The organism is Streptomyces drozdowiczii (assembly GCF_026167665.1).
In the GTDB taxonomy this organism is placed as follows: Bacteria; Actinomycetota; Actinomycetes; order Streptomycetales; family Streptomycetaceae; genus Streptomyces; species Streptomyces drozdowiczii_A.
Window position 1 is genome coordinate 6,817,827 of the sequence record NZ_CP098740.1, and the last position, 17,324, is coordinate 6,835,150.

15 protein-coding genes and 1 pseudogene are annotated in these 17,324 nt (G+C 70.1%); 11 read left to right on the plus strand and 5 right to left on the minus strand.

The genetic code is table 11. The features are described 5' to 3' along the window. The 3 genes from NEH16_RS30865 to NEH16_RS30875 all read left to right on the plus strand — a co-directional run bounded on the left by NEH16_RS30865 (position 1) and on the right by NEH16_RS30875 (position 2,631). Positions 1 to 927 carry a hypothetical protein gene (locus tag NEH16_RS30865; protein WP_265546389.1) on the plus strand — a complete coding sequence of 309 codons (927 nt, stop codon included), beginning with the start codon at positions 1 to 3 and terminating at the stop codon, positions 925 to 927. 40 nt (positions 928 to 967) lie between these two features. Beyond that, complete coding sequence (locus tag NEH16_RS30870) at positions 968 to 1,480, plus strand: tetratricopeptide repeat protein (protein ID WP_265546391.1); 513 nt, start codon at positions 968 to 970, stop codon at positions 1,478 to 1,480. Positions 1,481 to 1,815: 335 nt separating this feature from the next. Continuing rightward, the gene (locus NEH16_RS30875; protein ID WP_073969315.1) at positions 1,816 to 2,631 is read left to right on the plus strand and encodes an SAM-dependent methyltransferase; all 816 of its coding nucleotides are present in this window, start codon (positions 1,816 to 1,818) and stop codon (positions 2,629 to 2,631) included. Positions 2,632 to 2,850: 219 nt separating this feature from the next. On the opposite strand, the gene NEH16_RS30880 is transcribed toward NEH16_RS30875, so the two are convergent. Beyond that, positions 2,851 to 4,035 carry an epoxide hydrolase family protein gene (locus NEH16_RS30880; protein ID WP_265546394.1) on the minus strand — a complete coding sequence of 395 codons (1,185 nt, stop codon included), beginning with the start codon at positions 4,033 to 4,035 and terminating at the stop codon, positions 2,851 to 2,853. 103 nt (positions 4,036 to 4,138) lie between these two features. Between NEH16_RS30880 and NEH16_RS30885 the strand changes: the two genes are divergently transcribed. The 4 genes from NEH16_RS30885 (at position 4,139) to NEH16_RS30900 (ending at position 7,532) form a co-directional block, all read left to right on the plus strand. Further along, the gene (locus tag NEH16_RS30885; RefSeq protein WP_265547449.1) at positions 4,139 to 4,714 is read left to right on the plus strand and encodes a CGNR zinc finger domain-containing protein; all 576 of its coding nucleotides are present in this window, start codon (positions 4,139 to 4,141) and stop codon (positions 4,712 to 4,714) included. A 943-nt stretch (positions 4,715 to 5,657) separates the two neighbouring features. Beyond that, complete coding sequence (gene gcvH, locus NEH16_RS30890; protein WP_265546395.1) at positions 5,658 to 6,041, plus strand: glycine cleavage system protein GcvH; 384 nt, start codon at positions 5,658 to 5,660, stop codon at positions 6,039 to 6,041. A 366-nt stretch (positions 6,042 to 6,407) separates the two neighbouring features. Continuing rightward, positions 6,408 to 7,142, plus strand: coding sequence for an OBAP family protein (locus NEH16_RS30895; RefSeq protein ID WP_265546397.1), 735 nt, complete (start codon positions 6,408 to 6,410; stop codon positions 7,140 to 7,142). A 156-nt stretch (positions 7,143 to 7,298) separates the two neighbouring features. Continuing rightward, positions 7,299 to 7,532 (plus strand): DUF5133 domain-containing protein, encoded by a 234-nt coding sequence (locus tag NEH16_RS30900; protein ID WP_265546398.1) that lies wholly within the window; start codon positions 7,299 to 7,301, stop codon positions 7,530 to 7,532. Between the two features lie 93 nt (positions 7,533 to 7,625). Here the strand turns inward: NEH16_RS30900 and NEH16_RS30905 are convergent, their stop codons facing one another. From NEH16_RS30905 to NEH16_RS30915, 3 genes are all read right to left on the minus strand, one after another. Then, on the minus strand, positions 7,626 to 8,372 hold the full coding sequence (locus tag NEH16_RS30905; RefSeq protein ID WP_265546399.1) for a gamma-glutamyl-gamma-aminobutyrate hydrolase family protein: 747 nt from the start codon (positions 8,370 to 8,372) through the stop codon (positions 7,626 to 7,628). A gap of 104 nt (positions 8,373 to 8,476) precedes the next feature. Beyond that, complete coding sequence (eat, locus tag NEH16_RS30910) at positions 8,477 to 9,946, minus strand: ethanolamine permease (RefSeq protein WP_164641170.1); 1,470 nt, start codon at positions 9,944 to 9,946, stop codon at positions 8,477 to 8,479. Positions 9,947 to 10,147: 201 nt separating this feature from the next. Then, entirely contained in the window at positions 10,148 to 10,945 is a 798-nt protein-coding gene (locus NEH16_RS30915; RefSeq protein ID WP_374215586.1) for a FadR/GntR family transcriptional regulator, read from the minus strand. A 74-nt stretch (positions 10,946 to 11,019) separates the two neighbouring features. Here NEH16_RS30915 and NEH16_RS30920 point away from each other — a divergent pair, with 74 nt between their 5' ends. From NEH16_RS30920 to NEH16_RS30935, 4 genes and pseudogenes are all read left to right on the plus strand, one after another. Further along, complete coding sequence (locus tag NEH16_RS30920) at positions 11,020 to 12,384, plus strand: glutamine synthetase family protein (protein ID WP_265546401.1); 1,365 nt, start codon at positions 11,020 to 11,022, stop codon at positions 12,382 to 12,384. 38 nt (positions 12,385 to 12,422) lie between these two features. Next, entirely contained in the window at positions 12,423 to 13,826 is a 1,404-nt protein-coding gene (locus tag NEH16_RS30925; protein ID WP_265546402.1) for an aldehyde dehydrogenase family protein, read from the plus strand. A 5-nt stretch (positions 13,827 to 13,831) separates the two neighbouring features. Continuing rightward, positions 13,832 to 14,616, plus strand: a pseudogene (locus NEH16_RS30930) (3-oxoacyl-ACP reductase). A gap of 286 nt (positions 14,617 to 14,902) precedes the next feature. Then, complete coding sequence (locus NEH16_RS30935; protein ID WP_265546403.1) at positions 14,903 to 16,219, plus strand: HAD family hydrolase; 1,317 nt, start codon at positions 14,903 to 14,905, stop codon at positions 16,217 to 16,219. A gap of 154 nt (positions 16,220 to 16,373) precedes the next feature. Here NEH16_RS30935 and NEH16_RS30940 read toward each other — a convergent pair whose 3' ends face one another. Beyond that, positions 16,374 to 17,207, minus strand: a complete 834-nt coding sequence (locus tag NEH16_RS30940; RefSeq protein ID WP_265546405.1) for a hypothetical protein — start codon at positions 17,205 to 17,207, stop codon at positions 16,374 to 16,376. Positions 17,208 to 17,324 lie beyond the last annotated feature (117 nt).

Below are 17,324 nucleotides of genomic sequence, written 5' to 3' on the forward strand. Positions count from 1 at the left end.
ATGGACACCGATCGAGGCCGCGAGCAACAGCCGCACGAGGGGGGCGACGACCGGCACGAGGGGGGCAACGACCGGCCCTACCTCTACATCCACAGCTACCCGCCGCCCGACCTGCCCGACGTGGGGGAGGACCACGGCGAACGCCCGGTCCCCAACGGCGTCTGCTGGTACCTCTGTTCAGGAATCCAGCCGCTGACCGCGTTCCAGCCCGGACAGGACTTGACCGCCCAGGTGGCCATCGGCAACTGGCAGGGCGGGAACAGCCCCTCGATGGCGTACGTCGGCCTGTGGTGGTCCAAGCCGGTGAGCGGGCCCGTCATCCCCGACCCGGCGAAGTTCATGGGGTTCTCCCCGGTCGCGGTGCCCCCGCACGGCGGCCGGGCCGAGACCACACCCCTCACCGCGCGGATCCCGGCGAGCTCGGGCAACCACATCTGCCTCCTGGCCAAGGTCTGGCACCCGCTGGACAACGTCGCCGCCGGAGGGCTTGCGGACCCCGTCAACGACCGCCACTGGGCCCAGCACAACTTGGCCGTCCTGCCGGCCGCCCCCGCCGCGCCGGAGCCCTTCGCCTTCCTCGCGACGAACCCGACGGACGACGAAGCCACGTATCAGATCGGCGTCCGCCCGATGCCCCCGGAACTGTGGGGCAACATCCCCAACGACGAGCGCCTGCGCCCGGTGACCGCCTCCGCCTGGCTGTCCCTGAAGGACACCACCACCGGGGAAGAGGCCCAGGGCCAGAACGAACTGACCCACACGCTCACGCTGGGCCCGATGGAGCAGCGCGCCATGGAACTGCTGCTCGTCGTCACCGACGAGGTGGGCAGCGAAGCCTTCGCACCCTTCCAGATCGCCCAGTACCGCGACGAGCGGCCGGTCGGCGGCATCGCCGTGATCGTACGAGGCCAGGCGGGGCTCCTCTAGGATCGGCCTTCGGACTCGTACGTTGAGAGGGGGCGCGGCCATGACGACCGACGTGACGCCAGAACTGGCCGAGGCGATCCAACGCGGCTACGACCGGCGCGACCGGGCGGACATGGCCCCGACGATCGCCTACTTCCAGTCGTTGCTGGCCGAACACCCGGACCACCCGGTCCTCGTGTACGAAGTGGGCGGCGCCTACGACACAGCCGGCCAGGAGGAGACCGCCCGCGGCTACTACGAACGCGCGCTCGCCCTCGGCCTCGACGGCGACGTCCTGCGCCGGTGCCTGTGCCAGTACGCCAGCACCCTCAGATGGCTGGGCGAGCTGGACGAGTCACTGGTGGTGCTCGACCGCGCCCGCAAGGAGTTCCCCGACTCCGACTCCGTACGCGTATTCCGCGCCCTGACCCTCAACGACGCCCACCGGTCCGACGAGGCGGTGGCCGAGTTGCTCACCGTCGTCACCACCCACGCCGAGGCCACCGACCTCGGCCGCTGGGCGACCGGCCTGCACGGCCTCGCCCAGTGGCTCGCCGACGGCCGCCCCGAGTAGGTAGGGCAACCAGAGCGGGGAGAGCTCGTCGATCAGGTCGCTCGGCGTAGAGGCCCCAGCGGTCGGCAGCCAGGTGCGGCCGGGCCACGAGAAGTCCTCGGAGGGAGGGGTGGGGCCTCCGACGCCTCCGGACGGCGCGACACGCGACCCTCGCCCTTGACGTGCCGGCCGCATTTGCGCAACCCGGCCGGCGCGGCCCAGGGCATCGACCGCGTTGGCAGACGTTCGCAGAGAGCAAGGGTGGGCTCGCACTACCCAGTGTGTTCAAATAGCTCTGGCCAGAGTGTTGTTGCGTGTCGTGTGAACCGAACGTGCCATCGCGTGAAGGAGATCGTGTGTTCCCCAACGGGTCGTTCGAACAGGGAAAGCCGCACCCGGCGCGGGTCTACGACAGCCTCCTCGGTGGCAAGGACAACTATCCGGTGGACCAGGCCGTCGCGGAGGGCATCGCCCAGCGGTGGCCGGAAATCCAGCGCAGCGCGCAGCAGAACCGGGCGTGGATGGCGCGCGCCGTACGGCACATGGTGAAAGAGGGGGGTGTCACGCAGTTCCTGGACATCGGCACCGGCATCCCCACCCGGCCCAACCTGCACGAGATCGCTCAAGGCATGGTGCCGTCGGCCCGGATCGTCTACGTGGACAACGACCCCGTGGTCCTGCGGCACGCCGAGGCGCTGCTCACCCCGATATCACCCGAGGGCCGCTCGACCTACCTCCAAGCCGACCTGCGTGACCCGCGCGCGGTACTGGCATCGCCCGAGGTGACCGAGACACTCGACATGACCCGTCCGGTGGGCCTGGTCCTGGCCGCGATCCTGCACTTCCTCGACGAGGACGAGGACCCGGCAGGCGTCCTGCGGGTTCTCGTGGACGCTCTCCCGGCCGGCTCGTATGTCGCGTTGTCCCATGCCTGTGGTGACGCGGACCCCGTCAGGGCAGAGGAGGCATCGGCCTTCTACCGGCAGAACAAAGTCTCCAAGCCCGTGGTGCTGCGCACGCAGAAGCAGATCGAGGAATTCTTCACGGGACTCGAACTGCTGGAGCCGGGCGTAGTGCCCGTCGACCGCTGGCGCCCGGACGCATCGGTGTCCGAGGGGCCTGACGACATGGGGTTCCGCGGTGGCCTGGGCCTCAAGCACGGGACTGCCTGAGGGATACCGCCCGCGCAGTATCTGACCAGGCTCTGCGGAAGCCTCCGCGGCGCACTCGGCGAAGTGCACGTTCCCGAGCGCCAGGTCTACCTGGACACCGTGCACCGCGGCGGGCGGGACTTGAAACTCCCGGGGCTCCGGCGACGCGATGAGCTCCAGCAGGACCGCACAGCTCGCCGAGACGGGAAGCGGCGCCCCAACAGCGTTTCGTTTGCATGCTCATCGGCCGTTGGCGGCCAGTACCGCCGTCATGCCTGCTTGGAGGTCCTTGACGAAGTATTCGGGCACTTCCAGCGACGGGAAATGGCCGCCGGCTTCGGGAGTCGTCCATCGGACGATCCGCTGGTACCGCTGCTGTGCCCAGGGCCGTGGGCACTTCTCGATGTCGCTGGGGTAGATGGTGATGGCTGACGGGACGTCGACGCGGAGGTCGGGGTCGAGGGCGTTGACGCCGCCGTGGCTCTCGTAGTAGATGCGGCCTGCTGACGCGCCGGTCCGCGTCAGCCAGTACAGGGTGACGTCGTCAAGGATTCGGTCGATGGAGACCGTTTCGAACGGACTGTCGCCGGTGTCCGTCCATTCGGCGAACTTGTCGAGGATCCAGGCGAGAAGCCCGACCGGTGAGTCGACGAGTGAGTAGCCGATGGTCTGCGGTCGGGTCGCCTGCTGTTTCGCGTACGCCGAACGGTGCTGCCAGAAGTCGCGGGTCTCCTCGGCCCACTGGCGTTCGGCCGGCGTCAGCCCTTCGGTGGTCAGCCCGGCTGGTGCCTGCGCGAGCGTGGTGTGGATGCCGAGGACCTGCGCGGGGAACCTGCCGCCGAGGACGGTGGTGATCACGCCTCCCCAGTCGCCGCCGTGGGCTGCGAACCTCTCGTAGCCCAGCCTTCGCATGAGTTCCACCCATGCGGTCGCGATCTTTCCGACCCCCCACCCGGTGGTCACCGGCTTGTCGCTGTAACCGAAGCCCGGCAGCGACGGGGCCACGATGTGGAACGCCGGGGCATTGGCGTTCTTCGGGTCAGCCAGTTCATCGACAACGTCGACGAACTCGGCGATGCTGCCCGGCCAGCCGTGGGTGAGGAGCAGCGGTGTGGCATCCGTACGTGGTGATCGGCGGTGAAGGAAGTGGATCCCCAGGCCGTCGATGGTCGTGCGGTACTGGCCGATCGCGTGCAAACGCTCCTCGAACCACCGCCAGTCGTACCCGGTGCGCCAGTAGCGGACGACGTCCACGAGGTCGGAGAGCGGTACGCCCTGATCCCACCGGCGTGGACCCGGTGCGGCGCGGTCCACCGTCTCGGTCTCCGGCAGTCGCGCTGCGGACAGGCGCGCGCGCAGGTCGTCGAGTTCGGCGTCGGTGGTGCGGGATGTGAATGCGTACACGTCATCGGTGGGGCGAGACATGGGACCTCCTGGTCATCGCGATACCGGCCGCATGACGTTGCGAACCGGCTATGACGGTTCTAGCGCGCCTTTGCGTCTGCGCGCAACCGGCTATGGTGGTTCCATGCGTGCCGAGTTTCCCGACTTCCGCCTCGGAGCCGTACTGGCGACCAGCTTCACCGGGACCTTGTCCGAGCGTCATGGCGAGGCCGTGGAGCGCATCCCCACGCCGCGACGGCTGGTCGACTGGCTGGCGATCTACGGCCTCGACGTGGACACCTGCACTCCCGACCAGCTCGACCTCGCTCGGGAATTGAGGGAGTCGATCCACGCGGCCGCCACCGCAGCCGCACTCCAGGACCCGCTGCCCGCATGCGCTGTACGAACGCTCAATGACCGCAGCGGACAGGGCCGGGCCACCGCGATGCTGACACCTGAGGGCAAGCACCGCTGGCAGCTGGGACCAGCCTCCGCCCTGGAGGATGCTCTGGGCGTGATCGCCGCCGACGCAATCGCCATCGTCGCAGGTGAACGAGACGGCCGGCTGGCCCTCTGCGCCTCACCGACCTGCCGGGCCGCCTTCTTCGACACCAGTAGAAGCCGCACCCGCCGATGGTGCGACATGAACACCTGCGGCAACCGCCAGAAGAAGGCGCGTTTCCATGCGAACCAGAACAGAAGCGCCAAAGCGGCAGAATGATCGCGGTAGTCGGCATGGCCGACTACCGCACCGGCTGTGCATGTCGGTGCCGCTGGTGCAAGAGATCGGCAGGGCACCTGGGACCGGCCGCCCCGGGCGGCAGCTCTGCTCACTGACTGGTTCCGGACCGTGGGGAGGAGTGCGGGCCCGGTATGGCTGGACATCGCTGGAACGGCTCACGACCAAGCCGAAACCAACTGCTGAGAGCCGACCGTCAATAGGTGATGCCGGAGATGGCAGCATCGTCGTCTCGGTCGAGAGGTTCTCGGTGGTGACGTCGGTTCGTCGAGTAGGTGATCAGGTACGCCACGGTGGTGAGCGTGTACGCGCCCGAGCCGGTGACGCCGTCCCGGTGATCCTTGCGGGTCGAAGAGCGCTCAGGCCCCCCATCATCGCCCAGCGGATCATGGTCTAGGAGTGGGCCGAACTGGTTTCGTAGTCCTGGGCGAGGCGCCGGTGGACGGTGAGCCACGAGAAGGTGCCTTCCACCGCCCACCGTTTGAGGGAACCTGGAAGCCCCGCCGGCCGGGGTCCTTTCGGACAATCTCCGGCTCGCGGCCGAGGATTTGAGTGGTCCACTCGACCAGACGGCCGGCGAAACCCTGGTCGGCCGGACCTTCCGCACGCTCGGATGGTCCAGCCTGGCCCAGAGCAACGGCCGCTTCGCGCCGTCGCGATCATTGACGCTCGCCGCAACCCCGTGGACAGCCGGCAGCAGGCCGAAGGAGCTGGGCCGCGAGCGGCGGGCAACGGCGGGTCGTGGACATCCTGGGTGAGCGCCGACCGCCTGGGCGGAGTTGGCTACCGGTCCTGACGGGGCGGCCGAGGTCTGCCCCTGTCACGCCCGTACCCCGGGGGTCCTTGGTCCGGCCGAGCGGATCGTGTCCCCCGGGGCAGCGCGTCGTTCTACCGGGCATTGGACACGTACGACGAAGGAGGAGCGGTGATCCCGGAAGAGCTGCGATACACCGAGAAGCATGTGTGGGTGCTCAGGACCGCCGAGAACGGGGTGCGGGCAGGGATCACCGACTACGCGCAGGAACAGCTCGGGGCCGTCGTCTCGGCCCACCTTCCCCGGGCGGGCGACGCCCTCGCCGCGGGGCAGTGCATGGGCCAGGTGAAGTCCACGGTCGCGGCCTTCGACCTCTACGCTCCGGTTTCGGGGACGGTCGTCGCGGTGAACGACGACGTCGCGGCGCGCCCCGAGACGGTCAACGACGACCCCTACGGTGAGGGTTGGCTCGTGGAGATCGACCTGACCAACGTCGGCGAGCTGGGCAACCTCCTCGACGCCTCGGCATACCAGGACCTCACCGGCCGGGGCTGAACCAGCCGCCCGGCACGGGGCCAGGGCGTGGTGCTCGCGCAGTGCGTGGACCTCGTCGGCCCGGACGGTCTCGTGCCATTCGGTTCCCGGACGGAGGCGGTCCCGAGGCCGACGAACTTGGACCCGGACCACACCGTCGAGACACCGTGAAGGCAACGGCGTCCACCTGGGCGTCGGATCGGCGGCCCACCGGCGCGCTGGATCGGTGTCGCAGGGCTGGACGGCGCCGCCACTCCTGGTCGTCCACGGACCGGGTTTGTGGCACTGGGGTGTGGCTTGTTACGGCCGCCGGGCACTGGGTACCCACTGCCCATGTCTTCCATTCAGCGAAAGCACCGCCCGACCGGTTCCGGCCCAGGGACGGCCGTGTCCATCGCCCTTGGCGCCGCGGCGGGTATGACGGCCGTGGGCGCGCTCCTGTTGGGCCGCAAGGCAGCGACGATCAGCAAGATCGGAAAGGGGCATCCGCTCAAGCACCGCGTCCTGGACGCGGCGGCCGGGGCGATGCAGGCGAAGTACCCGCTCGACGCGATGAGCACCTACCTCAACGGCTTCCACATGTACGCCGACGACATGGGCCGCCAAGTGGAGGCGACGCACTTCTGCATCCACCTCGAGCACGACCTGCACCAGTGCGTCATCTTCGACCGCAACGCCCCCGACGCCCGTCTCATCGGCATCGAGTACATCATCAGCGAGGAGCGCTTCCGCTCGCTGCCCGAGGACGAGAAGCGGCTGTGGCACAGCCACCACTACGAAGTGAAGTCGGGCAGCCTGGTCGCCCCCGGTATCCCCGACCTGGCCGAGCACGCCTACTTCGAGGACCTCGTCACCACCTACGGCAAGACCTTCCACACCTGGCAGTACGACCGCGACGACTTCCCTTACGGCATCCCGCAGCTGATGATGGGCTTCACCGAGGACGGACAGGCCTCGGACGCGATGGTCCAGGCCCGCGACGAGCGGCTCGGCATCTCGACCCCCGGCAAGCGGCACAGCCGCGCGGACATCCCCACGCCGGAAGTGGTCCCGGGCGCCAACGTGTGGGAGACCGGCCGCACGGTGCAGACCCGCATCGAAGAGACGGACTTCAAGCGCTGACAGGACCGGCAGTGCAAGCCCGAAGCGACGCCGCAGCCCTCAACCTGCAGACGTTTCTGGGCCGTGTGTGGCAGGCGGGGAGTGTGGGGCGGAGGATCGGGTACAGGGGTTCAGACCTTGGTCAGTTGGTGCAGGTGGAAGAAGGACGGTTCTTTGATGCTCATGGCCCACCCCGCGGTGCTGCGGGATCTGATCGACCAGTACGAGGCCCTCGCCGCCGTGGACGCCTCCCGCGCGGACAGCGCGCAGGTGCGCCAGCGCATGAACGACGTCGCCTACACGCTGTGCGTGTCCACCGGCACCCGCGACATCGACGCGGCGCTGATCGCGGCCCGGCACCAGCTGCCCGGGGCCCGCCCGCTGGACGACTCGGTCCTGAACCCGAGCTGAGCCACCAGCTTTCCCCGCGCGTTACAGACGGGTCTGCACGTCGCTGTCAGCCGCGACACGGACACCACCGGCCACGTTGAATGCAACGCCCTCTCAGAGAGTCGCGCGGGACGGCGGTCGCGAGCGGGGCCCCGCGTTTGCGCGCGTCGTGCGGCGCCGGGCCGCCGCCCGTACCAGAGCGGTCATCACGCGCGTGTCCGTCCCCATCTCGGGGTGCCACTGGACGCCCAGCACCAGGCTGTCGTGACCGGTGAGTTCGAGCGCTTCCACCGTGCCGTCGGGTGTGTGGGCGCCGGCCGTCAGGCCCGTGCCCAGGCGGTCGACGGCCTGGTGGTGGTAGGCGGGTACGACGATGGGCTCCGGAACGGCCGTCGCGTACGCGGTGCCGGGTACGGGTGTCACCGGGTGGTCGCCGAAGACGCCGTGGCCGCCGGTGTGGCCGTCGAGGTGCTGGTGCAGGGTGCCGCCGAGGGCGACATTGAGCAGTTGCATGCCCCGGCAGATGCCCAGCAGCGGTACATGTTCCTCGATCGCGGCGTGGATCAGGGCAAGCTCCCAGGCGTCGCGTTCGCGGGCGGGCGGCCCGGTGCGGGGGTCGGGTACGGCGCCGTAGCGGGCGGGCTCGACGTCGGCGCCACCCGCGATGACCACCGCGTCCAGTGCGGCGACGGTCTCCCGGGCCGCATCGGCGGTGTCGTCCGGCGGCAGCATGACCGCGAGGCCGCCGGACGCCCTGACCAGGCGGGGGTAGGCGGCGGGCAGCAGGACCGACGGCATCTCCCATACGCCCCAGCGGGCCGGGTCCTGGTAGGTGCTGATGCCGATGACGGGCCGGGTCATGGGCCCTCCTCACGTCTTCGTCGTCCGGATTCGCTGCGGTCGTGGTGCTGCCCCCCGCCGCGTACGGTGCGGCAGGGGGCCCGGGTTCGGCGGCGGGGCTCCGTTCAGTCCCTGGACAGTTCGGCCTCCGCCGCTGCGAGCGCGGCGAACTCCTCTTCCGGGGCGCCCGCCACGAGGTGGTGCCGGCTGTAGAAGGCGAAGTACGCCAACGCCACCACGTACACGCCGAGTGCGATGAATGCCGCGTCGCGGTCCACCAGGAAGGTGGCCACCAGTGCCGAGCATGCCAGCACGAAGGCGACGGACGAGGTGACCGCGCCGCCGGGGGTGCGGTACGGGCGTTCCAGGGCGGGCTCGCGGCGGCGCAGCACGATGTGGGACAGCGCCATCAGGGCGTAGCTGATCGTGGCGCCGAAGACGGCGACATTGAGCATCCGGCCGCCGTTCCCGACCCAGGCGGCCAGCGTGAAGCCGATCGCGCCGGGGATCAGCAGGCCGAGGTAGGGGGACTTGCGCCGGTTGGTGAGGGAGAGGAAACGCGGCAGGTAGCCGGCCCGGGACAGGGCGAAGAGCTGACGGGAACCGGCGAAGATGAGCGAGAAGAAGGACGCCACCAGACCGGCCAGGCCGGCGTAGTTGACGAACCGGCTCAGCCCGGTGTGGCCGCCCTTGCCCTCCAACGCCACGACCAGGGGGTTGCCCGCTTCCTGGATGGCCTTTGCGCCCTGGGCGCCGGTGGCGGCCAGGAAGGTGAGGACCGCGAGGCCGACGAGTACGGTGAGCGCGATGGCCAGCGCCTTCGGCATGGAGCGGACCGGGTCCTTGGCCTCCTCGGCGGCCAGCGGCACGCCCTCGACGCCGAGGAAGAACCACATGCCGAAGGGGAAGGCGGCCCAGATGCCGAGGAGGCCGAAGGGCAGCCAGGAGGAGGAGCCGACCGCGCCGGTGTCCACCGGGATGTCGTTGAGACGGTTCGCGTCGAAATCGGTGAGCGCGCCGACGGCGAAGACCAGCAGTGCGGCGACGGCGATCGCGGTCACCACCAGGCTGAACCGCAGCGCCTCGCCGACGCCCCACAGGTGGATGCCGATGAAGATCACGAAGCAGGCGAGATAGACGGGCCAGCCGGAGGTCAGGCCGAACAGGCCGAGCGATTCGACGTAGTCACCGATGAACAGGGCGATGGCGGCGGGGGCGATGATGTACTCGATGAGGATCGCCGTGCCGGTCAGGAATCCGCCCCAGGTGCCGAGCGCGCGTCGCGCGAAGCCGTAACCGCCGCCCGCGGTGGGCAGGATGGCGGAGAGCTCGGCCAGGGCGAAGACCAGACAGGCGTACATCACTCCCATCAGGACGGTGGCCGCCGCCAGGCCGCCGAAGCCGCCCTTGGACAGTCCGATGTTCCAGCCGGAGTAGTCGCCGGAGACGACGTAGGCGACGCCGAGGCCGGTGAGCAGGAGCCAGCCAGCGCTGCCCCGACGCAGCGTACGGCGGTGCAGGTACGCGTCCGTGTCGCTCGCCGCTCCGCTCGCGTCGCCGGGTGGGTGGGCGTGTGTGTCGGTTCCCTGGGCCATGGGGCGCTCCGAAGGTGTGTCGACGGCGCAGCGTCGAGGTGAGAGGCAAGAGGGGCCTACATCAAAGGTTCGTCGCCACACCTTTGTGGATCGTCCGAGGAAATACAAGGGGCGTACGTTAAACAGTGGTTACGGGTCGGGCCCTCCTGCGTGATGGGCGGAGGCCACCGCGGTGCGCGAGCGCCCGTGTCGTGCCACGCGTCATGCCAGGAAGCCGCGCAGCAGTGCCGCCGTGCCGCAGCAGTGTTCGCGCATGACCTCCGACGCCGCCTCTGCGTCCCGGTCGAGGACCGCTTCCACGAGGGCCGCGTGCTGCTGCTGCGAGTGTTCCAGGTTGCGCACCAGCAGCGGAATGCAGTCCAGGAGGTCGTTCAGGGTCGCGCGTACGGCGGCGTACTGGGCGGCCAGCGAGCGTGAGCCGGAGAGCTCGGCGAGGGTGAGGTGGAGCAGGGTGTCCTGGCGGCGGTAGTCGTCGAACCGGGCGTCCTGCGTCGCGTCCAGGGCCGAACGCAGCCGGGTGGCGCCGTCGGGTTCGAGGCCGTTCGCGCAGAGCCCGGCGGCGCCGACCTCCAGCACCTCGCGGAAGCGCAGGGTGTCCTCCACGTCGACGGCCGCCACCCGGCGCCGCAGCTCCTGCTCGCCTGCCGGAACTGCGGCGCGCGGCAGGACGAACGTACCGCCGTAACGGCCCCGCCGACTCTCCACCATGCCCTGGTCCTGGAGCACCTTGAGGACCTCGCGCAGGGTCACCCGGCTGATCCGCATACGGTGGGACAGCTCACGCTCGGAGGGCAGCCGTTCGCCTGGCGGGACCAGGCCGAGCCGCAGCAGTTGCAGGGTCTGCTCCAGTGCCTCCTCGAATCCGTTTCCGGCGCGTACGGGGCGCAGTACGGGCGTCAGCCGGTCCGCCGGGGCGTCTTCCGCGGCACTCGCCTCCGGCTCCCTCACGTCCGCCTCCCCGGCCACCGGGCCGGCGCCGGTCGAGTTCTTGCTCGCCACTGGACGTTTCCCCTTCCCAAGTAATGGTTCTCTGCCATACCTTATGGCTTCCGGTGCACCCAAGGAGGAATCCCGTGGCAGACCGCACACCCCCGCTCGCCGTCGAGGAGCTTCGCTCCCTCGTGGCGAGCGGTTCGATCGACACCGTCGTCCTGGCCTTTCCCGACATGCAGGGCAGACTCCAGGGCAAGCGGTTCGCCGCCGGATTCTTCCTCGACGAGGTGCTGGAGCACGGTACCGAGGGCTGCAACTACCTCCTCGCCGTGGACACCGACATGAACACGGTCGACGGCTACGCCATGTCCTCCTGGGAACACGGCTACGGCGACTTCGCCATGCACCCCGACCTGGCGACCCTGCGACTGCTGCCCTGGCACGAGGGCACCGCGCTGCTGGTCGCGGATCTCGCGTGGAACGACGGCCGGCCGGTCGTCGCCGCACCGCGCCAGGTGCTGCGCCGCCAGCTGGACCGGCTGGCCTCCCTCGGCTACACCGCGCAGGTCGGCACGGAGCTGGAGTTCATCGTCTTCAAGGACAGCTACGAGGAGGCGTGGGACCGCGACTACCGCGGGTTGACCCCCGCCAACCAGTACAACATCGACTACTCCATCCTCGGCACCGGCCGCGTCGAGCCCCTGCTGCGCCGCATCCGCAACGAGATGCAGGCCGCCGGGCTGACCGTCGAGTCGGCCAAGGGCGAGTGCAACCTCGGCCAGCACGAGATCGCCTTCCGCTACGACGAGGCGCTCGTCACCTGCGACCAGCACGCCATCTACAAGACGGGTGCCAAGGAGATCGCCGCACAGGAGGGCGTCTCGCTCACCTTCATGGCGAAGTACAACGAGCGCGAGGGCAACTCCTGCCACATCCACCTCTCGCTCACCGACGAGAACGGTGACAACGCGATGGCGGGCGACGGCCCCGAAGACATGTCGGAGCTGATGAGCCACTTCCTGGCCGGCCAGCTCGCCGCACTGCGCGACTTCTCATTGCTGTACGCACCCAACATCAACTCCTACAAGCGGTTCCAGCCCGGTTCCTTCGCCCCGACGGCCGTCGCCTGGGGCCACGACAACCGCACCTGCGCCCTGCGCGTGGTCGGCCACGGCCGGTCACGCCGGTTCGAGAACCGGCTGCCCGGCGGCGACGTCAACCCGTACCTCGCCACCGCCGGCCTGGTCGCCGCCGGACTGTACGGCGTGGAGCACAAGCTGCGCCTCCCCGAGTCCTGTACGGGCAACGCCTACACCTCGGAGTACGAGCAGGTGCCGACCACCCTGCGCGAGGCGGCGGACCTGTGGGAGGCCAGCCCCATCGCCAAGGAGGCGTTCGGCGAGGAGGTCGTGGCGCACTACCTGAACATGGCACATGTCGAACTCGCCGCGTACGACGCCGCCGTGACCGACTGGGAACTGCGCCGCTCGTTCGAACGCCTGTGACCTCCCACCCCGCCCCCACTCCCGATCGAGGCCCGTACGTGTCACACCAGTCCGCACCGCACACCCTGGACGTCCTGAACCCGGCGACGGCCGAGGTCATCGCCACCGTACCGGCCGCCACCGCAGCCGACGTCGACGCAGCCGTCACCCGGGCCGGCACAGCCCAGCGCAGCTGGGCCGCGGCGGCCCCCGCCGACCGCGCCCGGCTGCTGCGCCGCTTCGCCGCCGTCGTCGACGACCACGTCGAGGAACTGGCCCGGCTGGAGGTCCGCGAGGCCGGACACACCCTGGGCAACGCCCGCTGGGAGGCGGGCAACGTGCGCGACCTCCTCGACTACAGCGCCGGCGGAGCCGAACGCCTCTTGGGCCGGCAGATCCCGGTCGCGGGCGGCATCGACTTCACCATCCTGGAACCCCTCGGCGTGATCGGGATCATCGCCCCGTGGAACTTCCCGATGCCGATCGCCGCATGGGGCCTGGCACCCGCGCTCGCCGCCGGCAACGCCGTGCTGCTCAAACCCGCCGAGACGACACCGCTGACCGCACTGCGCCTCGCCGAACTGGCACTCGCGGCCGGGCTGCCCGAGGGACTGTTCCAGGTACTGCCCGGCGAGGGACCGGTCGCGGGCAACGCCCTGGTCGAGCACCCGGGCGTTGCCAAGATCGTGTTCACCGGCTCGACCCGGACCGGCAAGCAGATCATGACCCGGTGCGCCGAACGCGTGAAGCGCCTCACCCTGGAACTGGGCGGCAAGAGCCCCAACGTCGTCTTCGCCGACGCCGATCTGGAGGCCGCTGCCGCGAGCACCCCGATGTCCTTCCTGGACAACGCGGGCCAGGACTGCTGCGCACGCACCCGCATCCTGGTCGAACGCTCCCTGTACGACCGCTTCCTCGACCTGCTCGCCCCGGCGCTCGCCGCCGTCGTGGTGGGGGACCCGTCGGACGAGAAGACCCAGATGGGCCCCCTGATCTCGGCCGTCCAGCGCGACCGGGTACGCGGCTTCGTGGACGGTGCGGCCGAGCACCGCGAGGCGGCGGGGGCCGTCACCCTCCTCGGCTCCGCCCCCGAGGGGCCCGGGTTCTGGTACCCGCCGACAGTCCTCGCCGGGGTGTCGCCGGACGCGCCGGTGGCCGTCGACGAGGTCTTCGGCCCGGTCGCCGTGGTGCTTCCCTTCGACGACGAAGCGGACGCCGTACGCCTGGCGAACGCCACGCAGTACGGTCTGGCCGGCTCCGTCTGGACCCGTGACGTGGGCCGCGCGCTGCGGGTCAGCCAGGGCCTGCGGGCCGGGAACCTCTCGGTCAACTCGCACTCCAGCGTCCGGTACTCCACGCCGTTCGGCGGATTCAAACAGTCCGGCCTGGGACGCGAACTGGGACCGGACGCCCTCACCGCTTTCACCGAAACCAAGAACGTCTTCATCAGCACGGAGGCCTGAGCACCATGACCGACACCACCCCTGTCTGCCGCCGCCTGGTCGGCCGCACCGCCGTCGTCACCGGAGCCGGCAGCGGCATCGGCCTCGCCACCGTGCGGCGGCTGGCTGCCGAGGGCGCCCACGTCGTCTGCGCAGACGTGGACGAGGAGCACGGCAAGGCCGCCGCCGAAGAAGTCGGAGGACTCTTCGTACGCACCGACGTCACCGACTCCGACCAGGTCGAGGCGCTGTTCAAGGCCGCGTTCGACACGTACGGCTCGGTCGACGTCGCTTTCAACAACGCGGGAATCTCGCCGCCCGACGACGACTCGATCCTGGAGACCGGCCTCGACGCCTGGCGCCGGGTGCAGGACGTCAACCTCACCTCCGTCTACCTGTGCTGCAAGGCCGCCATCCCGTACATGCGCCGCCAGGGCAGGGGCTCCATCATCAACACCGCGTCCTTCGTGGCCCGGATGGGGGCGGCGACCTCGCAGATCTCGTACACCGCGTCCAAGGGCGGCGTCCTGGCCATGTCGCGGGAACTGGGCGTGCAGTTCGCCCGGGAAGGCATCCGCGTCAACGCCCTGTGCCCGGGCCGGTCAACACCCCGCTGCTCCAGGAGCTGTTCGCCAAGGACCCGGAGCGGGCCGCGCGCCGGCTGGTGCACATCCCGCTCGGCAGGTTCGCCGAGCCCACCGAGATGGCGGCCGCCGTCGCCTTCCTCGCGAGCGACGACTCGTCCTTCGTCAACGCCACCGACTTCCTGGTCGACGGCGGAATCTCCGGCGCGTACGTCACGCCGCTGTAAAGCCGACCGGCACCAGGCCCGGCGGGACAACGGCACGGCGACCGAACCGGCGCGCCGCAGCCGGGCCGACGGCCGGGCCGCCCATCCACCGGGCGGCCAACGGCGCCGACGAGGACGCCGTGCCGGTGCGGTGCCCCTCAAGGTGCCGGAGCGCCTGGACAGCCGAGCTGTCAGGACGTTCCGGCACCACGGCGAGGTACCTGCCGACTGCGGTGGACCCGGCCACGATCCGCCGGACTGCCCCTGAGCTCCACGACGATCGTCCAGACCGAGGAGATCCCTCAACGTGCCTGTTCCCTCTCGCCTCTCCCGCCCGTCTGCCGTACGCCTCTCCGTCACCGCGCTCGCCCTGGCGACGGCCCTCACCACTGCGGCCCAGCCCGCCGGGGCCCACGACCGTCACGGACCTGACCGCTCCTGTCCCCGGCTGACCGTCTCCGCAGGCTGGTACGGGAACAACCGGGCACGCATCCAGCAACTCATCGACCGCTACGGCACATGCGCCCCGCAACGGCACCACGACCGCAACAAGCCCGTCGCGGTGTTCGACTGGGACAACACCGTCATCAAGAACGACATCGGCGACGCCACCATGTACTGGCTGCTGCGCAACTCCCGGATACGCGAACCCGAGCACGGCGACTGGCGCACCACCAGCCGCTACCTCACCACCGCCGCCGCGAGGGCACTGCGCGCCGCCTGCCCATCCGGCACCGGACGGGACCGCACCCTGCCGACCGCGACGGACACGGCCTGCGCCGACGAGATCCTGTCCGTCTACGGCGAGGCGGCGACCACCTCCGGCGATGCCGCCTTCGCCGGGTACGACCGGCGCACCATGGAGCCCTCGTACGCCTGGCTGGCGCAGCTGACACACGGCTGGACGGCCGCGCAGGTGCGCTCCTTCGCGGCGGCGGCCCGCACCGAGAACCTAACGGCACCGCTCGGGGCCACGCAGAAGGTCGGCAGCACCACGGACGCCACCGGTTACGTCCGCTACTACGACCAGCAACGCGACCTGATCCACACCCTGCGCCGGGCGGGCTTCGACGTGTGGATCGTCTCGGCGTCACCGCAGCCCGTCGTCGACGTCTGGGCCCAGGGAGTCGACATCGCACCGGGGAACGTGATCGGAATCCGGTCCACCACCGAACGGGGCCGCTACACCTCGCACCTCAGCGGCTGCGGCACCGCGCGTACGGGCGACGACACGCAGATCACGTACATCGACGGCAAGCGCTGCTGGATCAACAAGGAGATCTACGACATCCGGGGCACGGCCGCGTCGAGAGTGCAACCGCCCAACCAGCGACCGGTGTTCGCGGCGGGGGACTCCGACACCGATGTGTCGATGCTGCGAGACGCGACGGGGCTGCGGCTGGCCCTGAACCGCAACAAGACCGAGCTGATGTGCCGCTCGTACGATGACGCGGACGGCAAGTGGCTGGTCAACCCCATGTTCATCGGGCCGAAAGACCGCAAGCAAGGCGCCTACCCCTGCGCCACCGAGGGGTACATCGCATCCAACGGGACCGCGGGGCCGGTGCGCCGAAGCGACGGCAGCGTGATCCCCGACCAGCACGACACTGTCTACGTTCGCTGACCCGTTTAACGCAAGGTTGCGCGCCGATCGTGCCCCACGAAGGAGTCCGCGCACGGTCCAGAAGGACCTTCTGCTCGCTTTCGTCGACGGTGGGCCTGGCGCAACTTCGTGGCGGTCCTGTCGACGAGACCTGGTCGACCATGCGTGCGGCCGCTCAGCCGCGCCACCAGGGTTCGCGCACGTAGAGGCTTTCCTCGCTGACGCATCCCGCGCCGTTGGAGATTTCCCGGGTGTCGAGGTTCCAGCCCACGACGCCGTTGCCCTTGCGGCTCAGCTCGATCAGGCGGTTGCTCTCGGTCCGGACGCCGGTGGTGACCTCGCAGCGGACGATCCCGGTCCACGCCTGCCCGTTCAGGGCGGCGGCGAACGACAGCACCGGGAGGGCGAGGACGGTCAGGCCGAGGACCGCCCACTGCTCCAGGGCCGCCGCGCGGCGCAGCAGCGGCGAGGGGCGGTAGCTGTCGTCGTCGTGGAAACCGGACGCCTCCCGGCCGCGGCCGGAGCGGTGGTGCGGGTGGCGTCTGCCGGTACGGTATTCCACGACGACGCCCTTGCGCAGCGCGTAGGCGGCGAGCCCGGTGCCCAGCCCCCACCAGAGGCCGAAGAAGCAGGCCACCACCACGGCCATCGAGGCCGGGCTGACGACGGTGAGGGCCGCTCGCTGGAGCGCCCGGAGGAAGCCTCCTTTCACGGGGACCGCGCCACGCGCCGCGAACAGAGCGAAGACGACCCGGGAGACGACGACGGCCAGCACGGACGCGAGGAGCGCGTCGGTGAGAACCATGCCGATCAGGACGTCCGGCCAGTTGGCGGGTTCCATGCCGATGAACACGTCACGGGCCGCGTCACCACCCCCGACCGTGTACGCGACCTTTGTGACCGGCACCGCGAAGGCCACCGCCAGCAGCACCGTGTGGCCGGGGCCGCCCTTGCGATCGGCTGACCGGGCGTCTGCCGCCGCATCCTCGCCGTAGCTGGTCTCCGCCAAGGCGACTACAGGGCGGCGGGGTGAAGGGGAGCGGCGCGGTACGCCGATGCGCCGGTGACCTGCTGCTCGCCGGTACAGGCGGTGCGGACGACGACCATGAGCGTGCTCCCGGTCTCT